14 protein-coding genes and 2 pseudogenes are annotated in these 19,647 nt (G+C 48.6%); 10 read left to right on the forward strand and 6 right to left on the reverse strand.

The window, feature by feature from the left end; translation table 11 throughout:
* Positions 1-53 precede the first annotated feature (53 nt).
* From betI to AABJ99_RS18240, 4 genes and pseudogenes are all read left to right on the forward strand, one after another.
* Positions 54-641 carry a transcriptional regulator BetI gene (gene betI, locus AABJ99_RS18225; RefSeq protein WP_001353423.1) on the forward strand — a complete coding sequence of 196 codons (588 nt, stop codon included), beginning with the start codon at positions 54-56 and terminating at the stop codon, positions 639-641.
* Between the two features lie 13 nt (positions 642-654).
* Positions 655-2,127 (forward strand): betaine-aldehyde dehydrogenase, encoded by a 1,473-nt coding sequence (gene betB / locus AABJ99_RS18230; RefSeq protein WP_039021039.1) that lies wholly within the window; start codon positions 655-657, stop codon positions 2,125-2,127.
* A gap of 13 nt (positions 2,128-2,140) precedes the next feature.
* Positions 2,141-3,829 (forward strand): choline dehydrogenase, encoded by a 1,689-nt coding sequence (gene betA, locus AABJ99_RS18235; protein ID WP_039021038.1) that lies wholly within the window; start codon positions 2,141-2,143, stop codon positions 3,827-3,829.
* Positions 3,830-4,036: 207 nt separating this feature from the next.
* Positions 4,037-4,291: pseudogene (locus AABJ99_RS18240) on the forward strand (hypothetical protein); the annotation flags it as partial.
* 318 nt (positions 4,292-4,609) lie between these two features.
* Here AABJ99_RS18240 and ykgG read toward each other — a convergent pair.
* The 4 genes from ykgG to rclR form a co-directional block, all read right to left on the reverse strand.
* Positions 4,610-5,305, reverse strand: a complete 696-nt coding sequence (gene ykgG / locus AABJ99_RS18245) for a LutC/YkgG family protein (protein WP_039021037.1) — start codon at positions 5,303-5,305, stop codon at positions 4,610-4,612.
* Positions 5,298-6,725: a LutB/LldF family L-lactate oxidation iron-sulfur protein gene (ykgF, locus tag AABJ99_RS18250; RefSeq protein WP_039021036.1), complete on the reverse strand. Its 1,428-nt coding sequence runs from the start codon at positions 6,723-6,725 to the stop codon at positions 5,298-5,300. Before ykgF ends, ykgG begins: the two co-directional genes overlap by 8 nt.
* Before the next feature lie 10 nt (positions 6,726-6,735).
* Complete coding sequence (gene ykgE, locus AABJ99_RS18255) at positions 6,736-7,455, reverse strand: (Fe-S)-binding protein (RefSeq protein ID WP_039021035.1); 720 nt, start codon at positions 7,453-7,455, stop codon at positions 6,736-6,738.
* Between the two features lie 517 nt (positions 7,456-7,972).
* On the reverse strand, positions 7,973-8,827 hold the full coding sequence (rclR, locus tag AABJ99_RS18260; protein ID WP_039021034.1) for a reactive chlorine-specific transcriptional regulator RclR: 855 nt from the start codon (positions 8,825-8,827) through the stop codon (positions 7,973-7,975).
* A gap of 225 nt (positions 8,828-9,052) precedes the next feature.
* Between rclR and rclA the strand changes: the two genes are divergently transcribed.
* The 3 genes from rclA (at position 9,053) to rclC (ending at position 11,328) form a co-directional block, all read left to right on the forward strand.
* Positions 9,053-10,378, forward strand: coding sequence for a reactive chlorine resistance oxidoreductase RclA (gene rclA / locus AABJ99_RS18265; protein ID WP_039021033.1), 1,326 nt, complete (start codon positions 9,053-9,055; stop codon positions 10,376-10,378).
* A 108-nt stretch (positions 10,379-10,486) separates the two neighbouring features.
* Entirely contained in the window at positions 10,487-10,723 is a 237-nt protein-coding gene (rclB, locus tag AABJ99_RS18270; RefSeq protein WP_000474001.1) for a reactive chlorine resistance periplasmic protein RclB, read from the forward strand.
* An 11-nt stretch (positions 10,724-10,734) separates the two neighbouring features.
* A complete protein-coding gene (gene rclC, locus AABJ99_RS18275) occupies positions 10,735-11,328 on the forward strand; it encodes a reactive chlorine species resistance protein RclC (RefSeq protein WP_001355150.1) in 594 nt (197 codons plus the stop codon).
* Between the two features lie 159 nt (positions 11,329-11,487).
* Here rclC and AABJ99_RS18280 read toward each other — a convergent pair whose 3' ends face one another.
* On the reverse strand, positions 11,488-12,357 hold the full coding sequence (locus tag AABJ99_RS18280) for an aldo/keto reductase (protein ID WP_039021032.1): 870 nt from the start codon (positions 12,355-12,357) through the stop codon (positions 11,488-11,490).
* 248 nt (positions 12,358-12,605) lie between these two features.
* Here AABJ99_RS18280 and AABJ99_RS18285 point away from each other — a divergent pair, with 248 nt between their 5' ends.
* Positions 12,606-13,463, forward strand: coding sequence for a helix-turn-helix domain-containing protein (locus AABJ99_RS18285; protein WP_039021031.1), 858 nt, complete (start codon positions 12,606-12,608; stop codon positions 13,461-13,463).
* 120 nt (positions 13,464-13,583) lie between these two features.
* Here the strand turns inward: AABJ99_RS18285 and fdeC are convergent, their stop codons facing one another.
* Positions 13,584-17,837: an inverse autotransporter adhesin FdeC gene (fdeC, locus tag AABJ99_RS18290; protein WP_338387399.1), complete on the reverse strand. Its 4,254-nt coding sequence runs from the start codon at positions 17,835-17,837 to the stop codon at positions 13,584-13,586.
* Positions 17,838-18,401: 564 nt separating this feature from the next.
* Between fdeC and AABJ99_RS18295 the strand changes: the two are divergent.
* Together AABJ99_RS18295 and AABJ99_RS18300 are read left to right on the forward strand one after the other, a co-directional pair.
* Positions 18,402-18,962, forward strand: a pseudogene (locus tag AABJ99_RS18295) (aldo/keto reductase); the annotation flags it as partial.
* A gap of 207 nt (positions 18,963-19,169) precedes the next feature.
* On the forward strand, positions 19,170-19,526 hold the full coding sequence (locus AABJ99_RS18300) for a hypothetical protein (protein WP_001038968.1): 357 nt from the start codon (positions 19,170-19,172) through the stop codon (positions 19,524-19,526).
* The last annotated feature ends 121 nt before the right edge of the window (positions 19,527-19,647 follow it).

Below are 19,647 nucleotides of genomic sequence, written 5' to 3' on the forward strand. Positions count from 1 at the left end.
CAATCAATAACGGCTTTAATAGATTAACAACGCTGATGAATGGAGTGGCAAAAATGCCCAAATTGGGGATGCAGTCGATCCGGCGCAGACAACTGATCGACGCCACGCTGGAAGCAATAAATGAAGTAGGTATGCACGATGCGACGATCGCGCAGATCGCCCGCCGGGCGGGCGTTTCCACCGGGATCATTAGCCACTATTTCAAAGATAAAAATGGTCTGCTGGAAGCAACCATGCGTGATATCACCAGCCAGCTGCGTGACGCGGTCTTGAACCGCTTACACGCGCTACCGGATGGCAGCCCTGAGCAGCGATTACAGGCGATTGTTGACGGAAATTTCGATGAGACTCAGGTCAGTAATGCTGCGATGAAAGCCTGGCTGGCGTTTTGGGCCAGCAGTATGCATCAGCCGATGCTTTACCGTTTGCAGCAGGTGAGCAGCCGCCGATTGTTGTCGAATCTGGTGAGCGAATTTCACCGCGAGTTACCGCGCAAAGAGGCACAGGAGGCAGGTTATGGCCTGGCCGCGCTGATTGACGGTTTATGGCTGCGCGCGGCATTGAGCGGTAAACCGCTGAATAAATCTCTCGCACACTCGCTCACCCGCCACTTTATCACTCAGCATTTACCCACCGATTAACCGAGGAGACGTGATGTCCCGAATGGCAGAACAGCAGCTTTATATACATGGTGGTTATACCTCCGCCACCAGCGGTCGCACCTTCGAGACCATTAACCCGGCCAACGGTAACGTGCTGGCGACCGTGCAGGCCGCCGGGCGTGAGGATGTCGATCGCGCCGTGAAGAGCGCCCAGCAGGGGCAAAAAATCTGGGCGGCGATGACCGCCATGGAACGCTCGCGCATTCTGCGTCGAGCCGTTGATATTCTGCGCGAATGCAATGACGAACTCGCTAAACTGGAAACCCTCGACACCGGGAAGGCGTATTCAGAAACCTCAACCGTCGATATCGTTACCGGCGCGGACGTACTGGAGTACTACGCCGGGCTGATCCCGGCACTGGAAGGCAGCCAGATCCCGCTACGCGAGACGTCGTTTGTTTATACCCGCCGTGAACCGCTGGGCGTGGTCGCCGGAATTGGCGCATGGAATTACCCGATTCAGATTGCTTTGTGGAAATCCGCACCGGCGCTGGCGGCAGGCAACGCGATGATATTCAAACCGAGCGAAGTTACCCCGCTTACCGCGTTAAAGCTGGCCGAAATTTACAGCGAAGCGGGCCTGCCGGACGGCGTATTTAACGTGCTGCCGGGCGTAGGTGCGGAAACCGGGCAGTATCTGACCGAGCATCCGGGCATTGCCAAAGTGTCATTTACCGGCGGTGTCGCCAGCGGCAAAAAAGTGATGGCTAACTCGGCGGCTTCCTCCCTGAAAGAAGTGACCATGGAGCTGGGCGGTAAATCACCGCTGATCGTTTTCGACGATGCGGATCTCGATCTCGCTGCCGATATCGCCATGATGGCGAACTTCTTTAGCTCCGGTCAGGTGTGTACCAATGGCACCCGCGTCTTCGTTCCGGCGAAATGCAAAGCCGCATTTGAACAAAAGATTCTGGCGCGCGTTGAGCGCATTCGCGCGGGCGACGTTTTCGATCCGCAAACTAACTTCGGCCCGCTGGTCAGCTTCCCGCATCGCGATAACGTGCTGCGTTACATCGCCAAAGGCAAAGAGGAAGGCGCGCGCGTACTGTGCGGCGGCGATGTATTGAAAGGCGATGGCTTCGATAACGGCGCATGGGTTGCACCGACCGTGTTCACCGATTGCCGCGACGAAATGACCATCGTGCGCGAAGAGATCTTCGGTCCGGTGATGTCGCTTCTCACTTATGAATCTGAGGACGAAGTGATTCGCCGCGCCAATGATACCGACTACGGCCTGGCGGCGGGCATCGTGACGGCGGATCTGAACCGCGCGCATCGCGTCATTCATCAGCTGGAAGCGGGTATTTGCTGGGTCAACACCTGGGGAGAATCCCCGGCGGAGATGCCCGTTGGCGGCTACAAACACTCCGGCATTGGTCGCGAGAACGGCGTGATGACACTCCAGAGTTACACCCAGGTGAAGTCCATCCAGGTTGAGATGGCTAAATTCCAGTCCATATTCTAACCAGGAGGTTTATTTGCAATTTGACTACATCATTATTGGTGCCGGCTCTGCCGGCAACGTCCTCGCGACACGTCTGACTGAAGATCCGAACGCTACCGTGCTGCTGCTTGAAGCGGGCGGCCCGGACTATCGCTTTGACTTCCGTACCCAAATGCCCGCTGCGCTGGCGTTCCCGCTACAGGGTAAACGCTATAACTGGGCCTATGAGACAGAACCCGAACCATTTATGAACAACCGCCGCATGGAGTGTGGACGCGGTAAAGGTCTGGGCGGATCGTCGCTGATCAACGGTATGTGTTACATCCGTGGTAACGCGCTGGATCTCGATAACTGGGCGCAAGAACCCGGTCTGGAGAACTGGAGCTACCTCGACTGTCTGCCCTACTTTCGCAAGGCCGAGACTCGCGATGTGGGCGAGAACGACTACCACGGCGGTGATGGCCCGGTGAGCGTCACCACCTCCAAACCCGGCGTCAATCCGCTGTTTGAAGCAATGATTGAAGCGGGCGTGCAGGCGGGCTACCCGCGCACGGACGATCTCAACGGCTATCAGCAGGAAGGTTTTGGCCCGATGGATCGCACCGTCACGCCACAGGGCCGTCGCGCCAGTACCGCGCGCGGTTATCTCGATCAGGCCAAATCGCGCCCTAACCTGACCATTCGTACTCACGCTATGACCGATCACATCATTTTTGACGGCAAACGCGCGGTGGGCGTCGAGTGGCTGGAAGGCGACAGCACCATCCCAACCCGCGCAACGGCCAACAAAGAAGTGCTGTTATGTGCGGGCGCGATAGCCTCACCACAAATCCTGCAACGCTCTGGCATCGGCAACGCTGAACTGCTGGCGGAGTTTGATATTCCGCTGGTGCATGAATTACCTGGCGTCGGCGAAAATCTTCAGGATCACCTGGAGATGTACCTGCAATATGAGTGCAAAGAACCGGTTTCCCTCTACCCTGCCCTGCAGTGGTGGAATCAGCCGAAAATCGGTGCGGAGTGGCTGTTTGGCGGCACCGGCGTTGGTGCCAGCAACCACTTTGAAGCAGGCGGATTTATCCGCAGCCGTGAGGAATTTGCGTGGCCGAACATTCAATACCACTTCCTGCCGGTAGCGATTAACTACAACGGCTCGAATGCGGTGAAAGAGCACGGTTTCCAGTGCCACGTTGGCTCAATGCGCTCGCCAAGCCGTGGGCATGTGCGGATTAAATCCCGCGACCCGCACCAGCATCCGGCGATTTTGTTTAACTACATGTCGCACGAACAGGACTGGCAGGAGTTCCGCGACGCGATTCGCATCACCCGCGAGATCATGCATCAACCGGCGCTGGATCAATACCGTGGACGTGAAATCAGCCCCGGCGCGGAATGCCAGACGGATGAGCAGCTCGATGAGTTTGTGCGTAATCACGCCGAAACCGCCTTCCACCCATGCGGTACGTGCAAAATGGGGTACGACGAGATGTCCGTTGTGGATGGCGAAGGCCGCGTGCACGGGCTGGAAGGATTACGCGTAGTCGATGCGTCAATTATGCCGCAGATTATCACCGGCAATCTGAACGCCACGACCATTATGATTGGCGAGAAAATGGCGGATATGATTCGCGGACGAGAAGCGTTGCCCAGAAGTCTGGCGGCGTATTTTGTGGCGAATGGGATGCCAGTAAGAGCGAAAAAACTGAATCGCGATTTGAACTAACGCAGGAACTTATAAGCTTGAGAGTTACTGTTCTACGATAAGGACCGAATCCTTATATAAAAAACATAGGTAACTCTCATGCTTCATATCCAGTATTCATGATGCTGGTTTTTTGCTGATGTTTTTACCAGAATATTCCTGATAGAGACTATTAATTCAAGCTTATCTGCGACAGATTTCATTTTCTGGATATATTATAAGTGACAAATCAAACAGGATATCGATCTGATTGAAATTTTATTTTATCTGAAGAAAAAGGTTCGTATTATTCTGTTTATTACAGCTGTTTGTATGACAATGGTGCTATTATTTCTCTACATCAATAAAGACAATATAAAGCTGAGTTACAGCCGAAAAATAAACCACACAACATCAGGCATACTTGTAAGCTGTGATAGCAATAATAACTTTGCCTGTCAGACCACAATGACTGAAGATGTTATTCAGCGAATTACGAGTTTTTTAGACCAGTACTAATGCTAAAAATTGCCTTGTCAAAAAAATGGTAGATGAATACCAACAAAACTCTGGGCAGTAATAAACAGCATTCTGATAGAGAGTGCCTGTATAAAGCTGAAGTGACAATGACCGGGAAGGGAGCCCGTCTTCAGGAATGGATTCCTGTATTTTTCACTGTAAATATCCTGGCATTATTAATGTCAGGATATTTACAGAAGAGCAGCATAACTATGACGGAACGGGGTTAAGTCAGGTTGTTCTTAACGCTATTCACAACCTCGTATACCGCCTTCAGGTTTATGTCCAGACTTCATATCTCTCTCAGCAATCCTCAATAATCAGATACACCGCTTTCACCGGACCATGAACCCCGACGACTTTGATAAGCTCAATGTCCGCCGTTGAACTGGGACCACTGATGATGTTAATACATGACGGCATTCGTTCACCGGCCTGCGCTTTCTGATGCAATTTTTCTGCAAGTTGCGCTACACGCGGCAAGATAGTGCTTTTACGCAGGATAAAAAGAGAAGATTCCGGGAGCAGGCTCAATGAACGCCCGCGCCCGGCGGCGGAAAAAAGAACCACGCCACCCGATTCGGTTAAACCATATTCAGCATATACGACGCCCACTTTAGCCTGCTCTGCTTGTGATATGTTCTCAATACCTTTCGCCGGATCCCAAACAACGGCATTGCATTCCTGCTGCAAACGTTCGCTAATCCCCAATTCCTCCAGTCTCGCGTCACCGCTAATCACGACCGACTGCTCTCCCAGCTCTTTACACAGACATATTGCAGCTTCTGCGGCCTGCGCCTCGCTGGTCAGTTCACAGCGCGTCAACATAACATCGCGGGCAAACTGGATAAACGCGTCACAGCGCTGCTGTTGGTTAAGTTCGGTAAGCCGCTCGTTAGCATAGTTGTTAAGCGGCGCATCTTCTGCTTGCGGTTCAAGTAGCTGCGGGCGACCCAGTGCCTGAGCAACGTTATTCAAAAATTCGCTCCGATTATCCATTCTTTTTCTCCTGCGCCTGATGTTTCTTAAACCAACTACGGAAACTCTCTCCGTCAGCTTCAGGAAGATCGCGTGCTTCCATCCAGTCGCTAATCGCACCAAATTTGAGTGGTGTTTTGCCGCCATTGATAAACCAGCTTGCCGCATGAGCACCAGCCATCATCCCGACTTTCCACAATCCTGGATGACTATTGGCATAAGCGAACATTTTTATCGCCCGTTGCTCTGCTTTTGCGGTGATCCCTTTTTCAGCCATCACCCGACGATGACGCAAAATCAGTTTTGACAGCGGAATACGCACCGGACACACGCTGTCACAAGCTGTGCATAAAGAGCAGGCGTAGGGTAAATCTTTAAAATCTTTATAGCCGCCAAGTAACGGGGAAATCACCGCACCAATTGGCCCTGGATAAATAGAGCCATATCCATGACCGCCAATATGGCGATATGCCGGACAAGTATTCATACAAGCCCCGCAGCGAATACAGCGCAGCACATCCCGAAATTCAGAAGCCAGCACCTCAGAACGCCCGTTATCGACAATAACCAGATGAAACTCTTCAGGACCATCAACGTGCCCCGCTTCGCGCGGTCCTGTCAGCCAGGTGTTGTATCCCGTCAAACGTGCACCAACGGCACTGCGCGCCAGCATGGTGATCAATACATCTACCTCGGCAAACGTGGGGGCAATACGCTCCATTCCCATCACTGCAATATGCGTTTTCGGCAACGTGGTACACATCCGTGCATTACCTTCATTAGTCACGAGGCATACCGAACCGGTTTCTGCCACCGCGAAATTACAGCCGGTAATACCTATTTCAGCACTGAGGAAATCTTCGCGGATTTTTTGCCGAATGAATAAGGTCATCGCTTCAGGCGTTTCCGGCCCCTCATAACCCAGACGTTCGTGTAGCACTCGACGGATCTGATGGCGATCTTTATGAATTGCCGGGACCACAACATGAGAGGGCGGATCTTGATCCAGCTGGAGAATGTATTCACCCAGATCGGTTTCAATCACCTGAATACCAGCATCCTGCAACACATGATTGACACCAATCTCTTCGGTCACCATCGATTTAGATTTCACCACCTTCCGGGCATTTTTGCGTTGGGCGACCTGTAAAATGTAGCGGGTGGCGTCTTCTTTGGTTTTTGCAAAATAGACGTGACCGCCGTTTTGCGTCACTTTTTCAGAGAGCTGGTACAGATAAGCGTCGAGATTACTCAGAACATGATCACGTATATGGGCGGCCCGGTCGCGCCACTCCTCCCAGTGCCCTAATTCATCGACCATTTTTTGCCGATTTGCCCCAATACGCTGCTGCGCGTTTGCCACCGCTTTGCGCATGATCGGATCTTCAATTTGCTGACGGATGCGTGTCTTAAAATCTGTATTACTGGTTTTGATCGACATCTTTATATCCTCAGCGGCTCATCAGCACTTCAGCAATATGCATCACTTTGACTTTCTGCCCTTCCCGTTGTAATCGTCCACTGATGTTCAGCAGGCAACTCACGTCAGCACCAATTAAATACTCAGGGCGGACTTCCATCAGGTGCACAACCTTTTCTTTCACCATCTCGCCGGATATTTCGGCCATTTTGACCGAGAACGTGCCGCCAAATCCGCAGCAGGTATCCTGTTCAGCAAAGGTCAACAGCTCCAGTCCACGCACATTTTTCAGCAGCGCAAGTGGCTCGTCCTTCACCCCCAGCTTACGGGCCAGGCTACAAGATGGGTGATACACCGCTCTCCCTTGCAAACTGGCACCTACATCGACTACCCCTAATGTATTAACAATAAAAGAGGTGAGATCCTGCATACGCGCGGCAACCTTTTCGGCACGTGATGCCCATTCAGGCTCATCCGCCAGATACGTTGGGTAACTTTTTACGGCATAGGTACAGGAGCCAGCCGGTGAAATAATGGGATCGTCGTTATCCTCCAGTGCGGCGATCAGATTTTTCATCCCTGGAATCGCTTCTTTGATATAACCACTATTGATCGCAGGCTGACCGCAGCATCCCTGTTTCTCCGGGAAATTTACGCGACAGCCGAGTTTTTCCAGTAGCAGCACGGAGTCTCGTGCCATTCTTGATTTCAGGGCGTCACCAATACAGGTGACAAAGAAATTGACATTCACAACTAATACTCCATTACTTCATGCCCATTTATGCCCGATGGTTCCCCCCACCAGAGGATCAATCATCAATAAATATGGCGTTCTTTTTTAATTGGCTAGCAACATACCACCCCTCATTTGTATGACAAATGATAATCTTTCATCCAAACGTCAAATGCAATAACTAATTTTATTTCTTTCGGCATCGCTCACATTTTATAGGGAAATCGACGATCATTTTTGGCATAAGAAATTCATTTAAAAAGGCCACATCCCTTATACCTATTCAGAGCTACTTATTCAGGGGTTGTTGAGATATACAATGATGGTGTACTAACAAAATCACCGGCAATAATCAGGTATCAAGTAATAGTCGGCATTTTATTTAATTAAAGCAATTTAGTTTGCGTTTTTATTTACATACTGGGCCAGCATTCTTCAAAAAAACATATAAAACACAGTTGGAAATAGAAATAGTTGAAAGGCTCACAACACCCGGAATGCTGATTATCTTTGCTCCGATTCCTGGCGGATTTATTCAGGGTGCAAGCTGTCTGACTCTTTCCCGATATTCTCCCGGAGTACAACCAAACTCGCGGACAAACGCCTTGTGAAAAGATGATTCACTGGCATAGCCTACTGACTCAGCGATCACCACAACAGGGAGCGTTTCCCGGGAAAACATCTGGGCCGCTATTTGTAGACGCAACTTTGTTAATACAGACAGCGGCGTGGTTCCGGAAACATCACGGAAAAGCTGGGCAAAACTTGCCCGGGACATGTGGGCGATGCTGGCCAGCGATTCGACGGTCCAGGCGTGTCCTGGCATTTCCAGCATTTGCTGTATTACCGCACCAAGACGTGGATGCAGAAGCAAACTGAGAATGTTTTTCTCAGTATTAACCTGTGCAATCCACTCACGCACCGCGAGGGTAAAGAATGTAGCGCAGATCTGGCTACACAGTGCATCCACTCCCGGCATTGCCGATCTGGATTCCTGTTGTAAAAACGGGATCGCCTCCCTCAGCCAGTTATATTCCACGCTGTGGTTAACCGGTGCTAAAAACAGCGTTTCCGGCAAAGACGTTAAAAAATAACGCGCCGAATGTTGCAGCCGAAGAGTGCCGCAGACAATACAGGTCGATTCATTATCGACATGACTCAGGCGATGAGCTGAATTTTGTGGTAGCAGGACCACATTTCCCGGGCGTAATGTAAAAATCTCCCCCGTCGGCATTTCCAGCTTCGCCGCGCCTTGCGTTAACGCATGCCAACGAATAACCGATAATTCCCCGGCACCATGTGGAAGCTGCCAGTCACTTCCTAACACGCAATTCTTATCGATCGTTCCTTGTGGAGCGTTAAGCATCAACAAACGGCTAAGGGCATCCATATCAGACTCCTGAGTGGTTTTTGATTACAAACACCAACAATCTTAGACAATAATTAATCTAATACCATCAAATGGTTAATCATGATTTTTGTTTTGTGATTCTGATTAAGAAAAAGAAAATACCAGACGATAAGACAAAATATCAAGCGTTGTGAAGAAATGTTATTTACTCTTTTGCGTCTATAGTCATGATGTCAAATGAACGCGTTTCGACAGGAAATCATCATGAATAAATATCAGGCAGTTATTATTGGTTTTGGCAAGGCTGGAAAAACATTAGCCGTCACGCTGGCAAAAGCAGGTTGGCGTGTGGCTCTCATCGAACAATCAAATGCAATGTATGGCGGGACCTGTATTAATATCGGCTGTATCCCAACCAAAACATTGGTTCATGACGCACAGCAGCACACAGATTTTGTCCATGCCATACAGCGTAAAAATGAAGTGGTTAATTTTTTACGTAATAAGAATTTTCATAATCTTGCGGATATGCCCAATATCGACGTGATCGACGGCCAGGCGGAGTTTATCAATAATCATAGCCTGCGTGTTCATCGGCCTGGGGGAAATCTGGAGATTCATGGCGAGAAAATTTTTATTAATACCGGTGCACAAGCCGTAGTTCCGCCAATTCCTGGAATTACCACCACGCCTGGTGTATATGACAGCACTGGATTACTTAATCTAAAAGAATTACCAGGGCATTTAGGTATTTTGGGCGGCGGATATATTGGCGTTGAGTTCGCCTCTATGTTCGCTAATTTTGGCAGCAAAGTAACCATTTTAGAGGCAGCTTCGCTGTTTTTGCCTCGGGAAGATCGGGATATTGCTGATAATATCGCGACGATTTTACGCGATCAGGGCGTCGATATAATCCTCAATGCCCATGTGGAGCGAATCAGTCACCATGAAAATCAAGTGCAAGTGCATAGCGAGCACGCCCAACTGGCGGTGGATGCACTGTTAATAGCTTCCGGTCGTCAACCGGCTACCGCTTCGTTACATCCAGAAAATGCCGGTATCGCAGTAAACGAGCGCGGGGCAATTGTCGTTGACAAGCGATTACATACCACCGCAGACAATATTTGGGCGATGGGAGATGTTACCGGCGGGCTGCAATTTACTTACATTTCACTGGATGATTACCGCATTGTGCGTGATGAGTTACTGGGTGAAGGCAGACGTAGTACTGATGATCGGAAAAATGTGCCTTATTCCGTATTTATGACACCGCCCCTGTCCAGGGTTGGTATGACAGAAGAGCAAGCCAGAGAGAGTGGTGCTGATATTCAGGTGGTGACATTGCCTGTAGCTGCAATTCCGCGCGCCAGAGTGATGAACGATACCCGTGGGGTATTAAAAGCGATTGTTGATAATAAAACCCAACGTATATTAGGGGCATCACTGCTGTGTGTTGACTCCCACGAGATGATTAATATAGTGAAAATGGTGATGGATGCCGGGCTGCCTTATAGCATATTACGCGATCAGATATTTACTCATCCGTCGATGAGCGAATCACTCAATGATCTATTTTCATTAGTCAAATAAACTCAAAATCAGACGCCAGGACAAATATTCTGGCGTCTCAGAGAAAAGAATCTTATTAATTCCTTGTTATTATATAACTTCTTAATCACTTCATTGATGGTATTTTATATGTTTAAAAAACCTGTTTTATTTGCAACACTATTATCTGGCGTTATGGCATTTTCCACCAATGCAGATGATAAAATAATTCTGAAACATATCAGCGTCTCGTCAGTATCAGCATCACCGACAGTTCTGGAGGATGCCATTGCTGATATAGCCAGAAAATATAATGCTTCATCCTGGAAAGTCACATCGATGCGAATTGATAATAATTCAACCGCAACAGCAGTATTGTATAAATAAGGATGTTCACAATGGAAAAATACCTGCACCTGTTAAGTCGGGGAGATAAAATTGGCCTGACATTGATTCGTCTGAGTATTGCGATTGTTTTTATGTGGATTGGGTTATTAAAGTTTGTCCCTTACGAGGCAGACAGCATTACACCATTCGTCGCAAACAGTCCACTAATGTCGTTCTTTTATGAACACCCGGAAGACTATAAACAGTATCTGACTCACGAAGGCGAATACAAACCAGAAGCAAGGGCATGGCAATCGGCCAATAATACCTATGGTTTTTCCAACGGTCTTGGCGTCGTGGAGGTGATTATTGCTCTGCTGGTTTTGGCTAATCCTGTCAATCGCTGGTTAGGTTTATTGGGAGGGCTGATGGCATTTACCACACCGTTGGTAACACTCTCATTTTTAATCACCACCCCGGAGGCATGGGTACCCGCATTGGGTGACGCTCATCATGGTTTCCCTTATTTATCTGGTGCTGGTCGCCTGGTATTGAAAGATACTCTGATGCTGGCAGGTGCTGTCATGATAATGGCAGATTCGGCGCGGGATATTCTTAAACAACGCAGTAATGAATCCAGTTCAACGTTAAAAACTGAATATTGATAATCCGAACACTGTCTGTTGTTCACTTTTTCAGGCGTCAGGCTCCCTTTCTGATGATGAAGCCTGACGCCATATTACCGGAGATATGACAGAGTGAAGATCAATATCACTCCCCTGTTAAAAGATTCTTGTCGTCTCAGGTAAAATAAGTGATTAATATCAATCATGTATTTTTACAGCAAGACAACCACGAACAAACTCAGGATTAAAATGTTTTACCGATTCCCCAACATAACCCAAATCAAGCGAACTAATTTGCGCCATTTCTTTCTCTGTCAGTGAGAAATCCCAGATAGCAAAATTTTCTTCGATACGCTGTTGATGTGTCGATTTCGGAATAACGACCACTCCTCGTTGAATATTCCAACGCAGAATGACCTGAGAAATCGATTTTTGATGGGCATCTGCAATATTCTGAAGCAGACTATTTTCAAAGGGTTTATGTATTCCACCGCCTAACGGAGCCCATGCTTCAGGCTGCACGTTATAATACTTCATGGTTGCCAGCGCCTCTGGTTGGGCAAAATAGGGATGCAACTCGACCTGGTTGACCATCGGTTTAACTCTTACCGTTTCACAAAAGTTCGCCAGAACATGAGGGTAGAAATTGGAAACCCCAATCGCTTTTAATTTGCCCTCTTCATAGGCATCTTCGAGTGCACGCCACGCACTAAAATAATCGCGCATGGCCTGGTGCAATAAATAGAGATCGAAGTATTCTAGTCCCGATTTTTTTAATGATGCTTCAATACCTGCTGCTGCAATATCCTGATTCAACATATCCTGCACCCACAATTTAGACGTTATAAATAACTCTTCTCGGGTACATAAACCTTCAGATATGGCTTCACGAACGGCTTCACCGACGGCATCTTCATTACCGTATACCGCTGCAGTGTCGATGAGTCGATAACCCGTGCGGATAGCATTCAACACTGACTGTTTGCACACGTCTTTATCGGTAACCTGAAAAACACCAAATCCCATCATCGGCATTTTCAGATTGTTACTCAATACGGAAAATTCCACTGTCAGTCCCTCCATTAGGTATGAACAATGAGTCTACGTTAAAACGTAACCTCAAATTAGTATGTGGATTTTGATATCACTTATGCAAAAAATTCATTAATAATGTAGGACTGAAACCTCTCTATTTTCGGGGACAACGAAGCAGACGCTACCAGTGCTTTTGCCTTCGCCCTTGCTGTTTTTGATACACTTAGGGCCCAGGGCATAACGAAAATGTGCGATATGACAAAGAATTAACGGAGAATGTGATGATCAGGCAGAAGATTCTACAGCAGCTCCTGGAGTGGATTGAGTGCAATCTTGAGCACCCTATTTCAATCGAAGATATCGCACAGAAATCTGGCTACAGCAGGCGCAACATCCAGCTTCTGTTCCGAAATTTCATGCATGTGCCTTTAGGAGAATACATTCGCAAACGAAGGCTTTGTCGTGCTGCCATTCTTGTCCGACTCACCGCGAAATCTATGCTTGATATTGCACTCTCTTTGCATTTTGATTCACAGCAGTCATTCAGCCGCGAATTTAAAAAGTTATTCGGCTGCTCTCCCCGTGAATACCGCCACCGTGATTATTGGGATCTCGCAAATATCTTCCCTTCTTTTTTAATACGTCAACAGCAAAAGACGGAGTGTAGATTAGTCAACTTTCCTGAGACACCTATTTTTGGCAATTCATTTAAATATGATATTGAAGTGTCGAATAAATCACCGGATGAAGAAGTCGAACTGCGACTTCATCATTTAGCCAGATGTATGAAGAATTTTAAGACGGATATCTATTTCGTCTCCACGTTTAAACCGTCAACAAAATCGGTCGATTTGCTGACAGTTGAAACTTTTGCCGGTACGGTATGTAAACAAACCGATTCAGAGATGCCGAAAGAGTGGATAATTAACCGAGGACTGTATGCCTCTTTCCGCTATGAAGGTGAGTGGGAGCACTACCCTGAATGGGCGCGAAACCTCTATCTGATGGAATTACCTGCCAGGGGGTTAGCCAGAGTGAACGGCAGTGATATTGAGCGGTTTTATTACAATGAAAACCTCGTCGAAATCGATAGCAATAACATTGTTTGCGAAATTTTTATTCCCGTTCGTCCGGTTTAGCTGTAGCGATGTTTACATGAATTTATAACGAGACTACTGTCAGGCAATTCAATAAATAATGGCGTTGAAGATGTCAACGCCATTATTGTTTATTAGAATGTTACTTTCATACTCTTAATATTATTTCATCGCCTCCTCGCCCGTTGCCGTATTGGCATCCACCGCGGTAATGGTCACCGTCACTGGCTTCATTTCGTACCCGCCATAGGTCAGGGCGTTAAATGTGAACGTATAGACACCTGGCTTGCTGGTACTAAATGTACGCGTGATTTTTCCGCTCACGAAATGGTCATTTTTCGACGGCAGGAACTGATAATCCTTCTCCGTCACCCCTTCCGGCGTCTGAATGTCAACCCACATATTCCCCCCAACAGGGTTGTTTGCCGACATCAGGGTAACCTTCAGCGTTGCGGTCGATTCCCCATCTGCCACCAGAGATTCCATATCAGATGTTGCGGTGAGTACCGCATTTTTATCATCCGCCACGAAACTGGATTCAGCCGTTTTCGTTGATACCTGACCGTTGTCCTGACTCACTTGCGCCGTAAGTGTATATTTCGCTGCAACAGTCGTGGTGGCGGTGAAAATAGCCTGCCCTTGCTCATTCGTTGTCGCTGTGCCATTCGGTTCCAGGTTTAACGAAGCCGGGCTGGCGGTCAGCGTCACTTCGCTATCTTTCAACAAATTGTTATTGGCATCAGTCACCGTAACTTTATACGTCTGTTTGGCTTTGCCATCCGCCACTGCACGGTTGCCAATCACCTCAATACTGGAGATGGTCGCCGTAGTCTTATCCGCCACAAACGTAATGCTCTTCGCGTCTGAAGGCTGGTTATTTCCTGCTGAAGCCGTGATCTCATACGTTCCGGCAGTCACTGAAACCACCTGCAACTCTGCTTTCCCTTCATCGTTGGCTTTCACCCAGACATTATCACCTGTAAGTGGCTTGACGCCCCGAGGCAGATTAAAGGTCACCAGAGTTCCTGGAACAGGGTTACCGTTTTTATCCTCAACGGTCGCCGTCAGCGTAAAGGCATCTTTGCCGTTTGCCACTTTTTGAGCGGCAGTGTCAACCTGCAGGTTTGCCTGACCGGTGCTGGCGTCTGCGTTGAATTTCACCGTGACCGTCTTCTGAGCATTATTCACTGAGGCCGTGATACTGTGTTCCCCAGCAACGGTTGCTATCAACTCAATGTCCGCTTTACCTGCGGCATTGGTTGTTATTGTATTCCCCGTCTTGCTGGTCACACCCTGCGGTAAAGTCAGCGTAACTTCTTGCCCCTGCAACGGGTTACCATAGCTGTCCACGACGGTCAGGGTTACCTGGTTAGCAGACTGTCCATTTGCCAGTTGGTTATTCACCTTCACCGCCATATCATTGATCACTGCCCGGGAAGCGTCGCCTGCAACATTCAGCACCAGTGGCTGAGCAACGGCATTTTGGCCGTTCACGCGTGGCATGACAGACAACTGACCTGCAGCCGATCCCAGCGTTAAGGTCGCCACGTAGACCCCATTACTTTGCTCTGTCCAGCTTCCAACTGAAGGTCGCTCTGATCCCGTGCTGGCGGCACCGCTAAACACTGGTGCATCTGGCTTCAGCCCGGTGACCGGGTTCCCGTACGCATCCTTCACGGTGAAGGTGAGTTCCGTCGTCGTTTTAACCGTTGGAGTCTTATTGTCCGCAACAAGCGTAGAGTTCGCTGATGACATCTCCCCGGCGATGACCGTCAACTGCGCGGCTTCGGTGGCTGCTGGCTGGCCGTTGAAGAGCGGCATGACACGAAGCTCGCCCGTCTTTCCGCCTGTGGTCAACGTAGCAACATAGGAACCGTCACCTTTTTCGGTCCAACTGGAAATAGTCGCCCCTTCAGAGGCGGTCCCCGTCAAACTTGCCGACAACGAAAGACCACTGATAGCGTTGCCATGCGCATCTTTCGCCACCAGCGTCACGGTTGTGCTTTCGCCTGCTTTTACGCGATCTGCGGCTACAGACACTGTCGACTGGCCTGAAGATAACGCATCAGCCACCACGGTTACTTTTGCCGCGTTTGCTGCCGCATCCTGTCCATTTAGCTTCGGCATAACTTCTAATTCACCCGCCGTAGAGCCGAGAGTAATCTGCGCAGTCCACGTCCCATCACCATTATTTGTCCAGCCAGATGCCGTAGAACCAGCAGCTGCTGCGCCCGATAATGACGGTGCATCCGGATTGAGGCCTGTTACAGGGTTGTCATTGGCATCTTTTGCCGTCCAGATTGCCGTAAGCGTACCGCCGACCACCGGTTTATCCGGATTCAGGGTGATGGACGAATGTGCTGCATCAAGCGGCCCGGCAACGAACTTCAGCGTTTGTTGTAATGTGCCCAGCTGATACTGCTCGCTGAAGGCACGCACAACAACGTTTCCGGCACGGGTCGAAGAAACCGTGGCGCTGTAAACCCCTGGTTTTATTTCCGAAATGGCACCAACGGTAACACCATTAGTGTCTTGCGGAACAAGTCGCAGGCGGCTGGCTTCTCCCGTCACCGGATTACCCTCGGAGTCCACCGCAGTCAGCGTCAGCGTGTAGGCTTGCTGACCATCAGCAACCACGTCACCTGACGGCTCGTTAGCGCTCAGGGTGGAGTTTGCCACATCCATCATCGTGGCCCGCAGTTCTGCAGTGACGGTTTTGCTCATGCCATCAACGCTAACAGTAATCGTTGCCTCACCTGACTGCGTTCCGGTCGTAAAGACAGACTGGTACACCCCTGCTTCAGTTTCGGTGAACTCACCCAGTGTTGGCTTTGCCTGTGATTTAGTGGCCTTCAGGGTACGAGTCACAATATTTCCAGCCGGTTTGAAGGTTAGTTCAGTCTTGATCTGATCTTTCATGCCCGTGACTGGCTGGCCCTCGGCGTCGCGCAGAGACAGCACCAGCGGCTTTTGCTCATTACCGTTAGCAAGCATTTGAATACGGCTCTGACCGTCAAGCGTTAACGCCGTACGATCGGCGCTCATACCAGCTCCGCTAATAACCACTTCTGTCTGCACACGTTTCGAGGCATTGCCTTTGTTATCGTAGGCAACTGCTGAAATCGCATAATAATTGTCTTTGCCTGGACGATAAGCCGGGAGCGTTACTTGCCACTGACTACCCTGACCGGTAATTTTGCCACCTTCAGCCAGTAATGACGGCGCTTCCCACTGCACATTTTTCAGTCCGTGAGTTGCTTTGCTGACCACAAGCCCCAGGGAAACCGTCTGACCGCCCTTGCCTTCAATACGCTCAGGCAGAGCAATACGGATCACTTCAGATTTGCGGTACTCAAGAACGATGTTGTTATTACGCTCAACCAGGTCATAGCGGCTGCCTGCCAGCATTCGACGCTCGCGAATGCTGTCTGTATCGAGTTGTTTTTGCAGAGGTTCGCCAATCCGATAATTAACTTCCAGGCCAAAGCGAGTGTCATTCTCACCACTCTTGCCCTGCTTATGCCCGGCACTCAGGGTCAGAAGAGGCACTGGCGTGTAATTCACTTCAGCGGTAATCGCATGTGGATCTTTCTGGCGTTTATCTTTGCCAAACAGCCCGACTTCATCGCCATAATACTGCTCATACATCAGGCTTGCGCCAAGCTGCGGCCAGGCGGGTAAATAGCCCTCAGCACGAATATCCCAGCCATTCGCCGGACGTTCCTGATAATCCTCAACATCCGGCGATTTTTTCCAGCCAGAAGCCCGGATATAACCATTGGCGCTCAATTTCAAATAATCACGCCAGTATTCCGCACCAACACCAATGCGGGTATGACTACGGGATAAATCATGATCGATAAAAGTATTCACCCCCGCCATCCAGTCATTTCCTGAAAAATGACGCCAGCCAAAACCAATATTTGACTGAGTACGATCGTCGGTACGATGTATTGCCCCCTGAGTGAACAACATATTTGTCGGCGTGTCATAAATCGGATAAAGCATTTCCAGCGAAGAGTCCTTCAGCGAGAAATCTTTATCGACATTCAGTTTGACGCGCGCAGTACCATATTTCCCGAGCCACTCCTGTATTTCCTGGTTAGCTTTAGCGGTGGCCATTCCGGTAATAAAATTACGTGTCGCATCGCTATCTGGCTGACTGCTTAAAAATGTCCCGGCATTTGCGGCAAACGACGCGACATTTTTCTCCACGTTATTATCAGCAGTTACCGTAGTATTTCCCATGCTCAACCGTGGCTGAACCGCATGCTGCGCACGTGCCGCCATTACTGGGGTAAAGGTGACAGCGAGTGGGAAAAGAACCTGAACAGAGATATTTGCCCACGCCACGCAGCGGGCCAGAACTGAATAACGAAATCGTGGTTGTTTATGACCTGTTTTATAACGTGACATTGAGATAATTTCCTGATGAACGAATTAACGAACATAGGCAGACACAAATAATGGCGTCTGCTTGTCAGAAAAACCGGGATTTCCCGGTTTCCTTTTCCGCAGAAAAGGAAATACCTTTATGTAAGAAAGTACACCGCCACCTAATATATCCAGTGCCTGTAGCCACTCATCAGGTGGTTGGGCGCGGGATTATATTTTTATTTATGGGTGAGAATTTAGCTTTTTGTGCAAACCATTAAATAGATACCTAAGTTATCTTTCTTACTCTGCGGATAATGAATAATTCATTATTCAGAGTGAATAATAATGACCTGCTTTTAATTTACCACGATTGGAAATACGTCGAAGTAGGTATATACGCCAGGATAAACCGATATATTTTTTATGGATATTCATTTTCCTTCATCGGGCTGTAAATTGCGGGGATATCGAACTTGCACTACTCAGCGCAACCCTCAAACAGATTTATGAATTTTGTTCATAACCCCTGACAAATCCTGCCGTCTAATCGAGCTCTTCCCTTTACGTTATGCTTCTCATGAACGATAACGGAAGGATAACACCATGCAAAAAGTAAAACTGTACAACGGTATTGAAATGCCCCTGTTGGGCTTTGGTGTATTTCAGATGACCGATGCCGCCGAATGCGAAAGAGCGGTCATTGACGCTATTAACAGCGGTTATCGACTGATTGACACCGCCGCCTCGTATCAGAATGAAACCCAGGTCGGGAACGCACTGAAACAAAGCGGTATCGCCCGTAACGAACTCTTTGTCACCACGAAACTCTGGTTGCAGGATACCAGTTACGAAGGGGCCAAAGCCCAGTTCGAACGCTCTCTGAATCGACTGCAACTTGATTACATTGACCTGTACTTGATTCACCAGCCATATGGCGATGTCCACGGAGCCTGGCGTGCCATGGAAGAGCTGCAACAGGCCGGTAAAATTCGCGCTAATGGCGTCAGTAACTTCCATACTGACCGACTGGCAGACCTTATCGCTTTTAATAACGTCGTTCCGGCGGTAAACCAGGTTGAAGTTAACCCTTTCAATCAGCAGCTGCAGGCCGTTCCCTGGATGCAAAGTCGTGGCATTCAGCCAGAAGCCTGGGCACCGTTTGCGGTTACAGGGCGGTAAGCGATTATGCATCTACCTATTTACGTCGGTCACTCAGTCAGAGTCTTGCCCATATTCAATGAGGTTCAACACCGCAGCCAATGAAAAGTAGGCCATGCGGGGATTAATAGCATTACTCATTAACCAATCGCTCTTTTCATTTACGTGCTCTTTATGTAACGTATTGCTTTTATTGATCTTCCTGGAGTTTGCATGAATAAGAATCTCATCCTCGCATTTGCATTATTTTCCTTACCTGTATTTGCAGAAGAAGATCTGGGGCCAGGCAAATATGTTTGTGACATTAGGATTTCCAGCCTGGATACCGCTACTCAAATTCTGTCAAAATCCGCAACAGTTCTCGATAATGGAAACAATTTCATCGTTCAAATGCCAAATGGAGATCAATTGTACTCTCCAGATCTGGAAAATGTTGATGATGGTATAAAACAAAAAGCAACAATAGGTGGAGTGACATTTATTCGTCGTCCAACTTTTAACGATCGCTTCATCGTGGAAGATGGAAATACAGGATTCTTCTATAAGATGCGAAACTGCGAGAAGAAATAAAGGAAGTTTGATAGCGATATCCTCCTGATTTTCAGGCTTTGTACCTGTTCAAGACTTACAACTACAAGCCGCTACGTGTTAACGCCTCCCAAAATAACCACCGTTAACCGTAGCGGCCATA

The organism is Escherichia coli, from assembly GCF_036503815.1.
In the GTDB taxonomy this organism is placed as follows: domain Bacteria; phylum Pseudomonadota; class Gammaproteobacteria; order Enterobacterales; family Enterobacteriaceae; genus Escherichia; species Escherichia coli_F.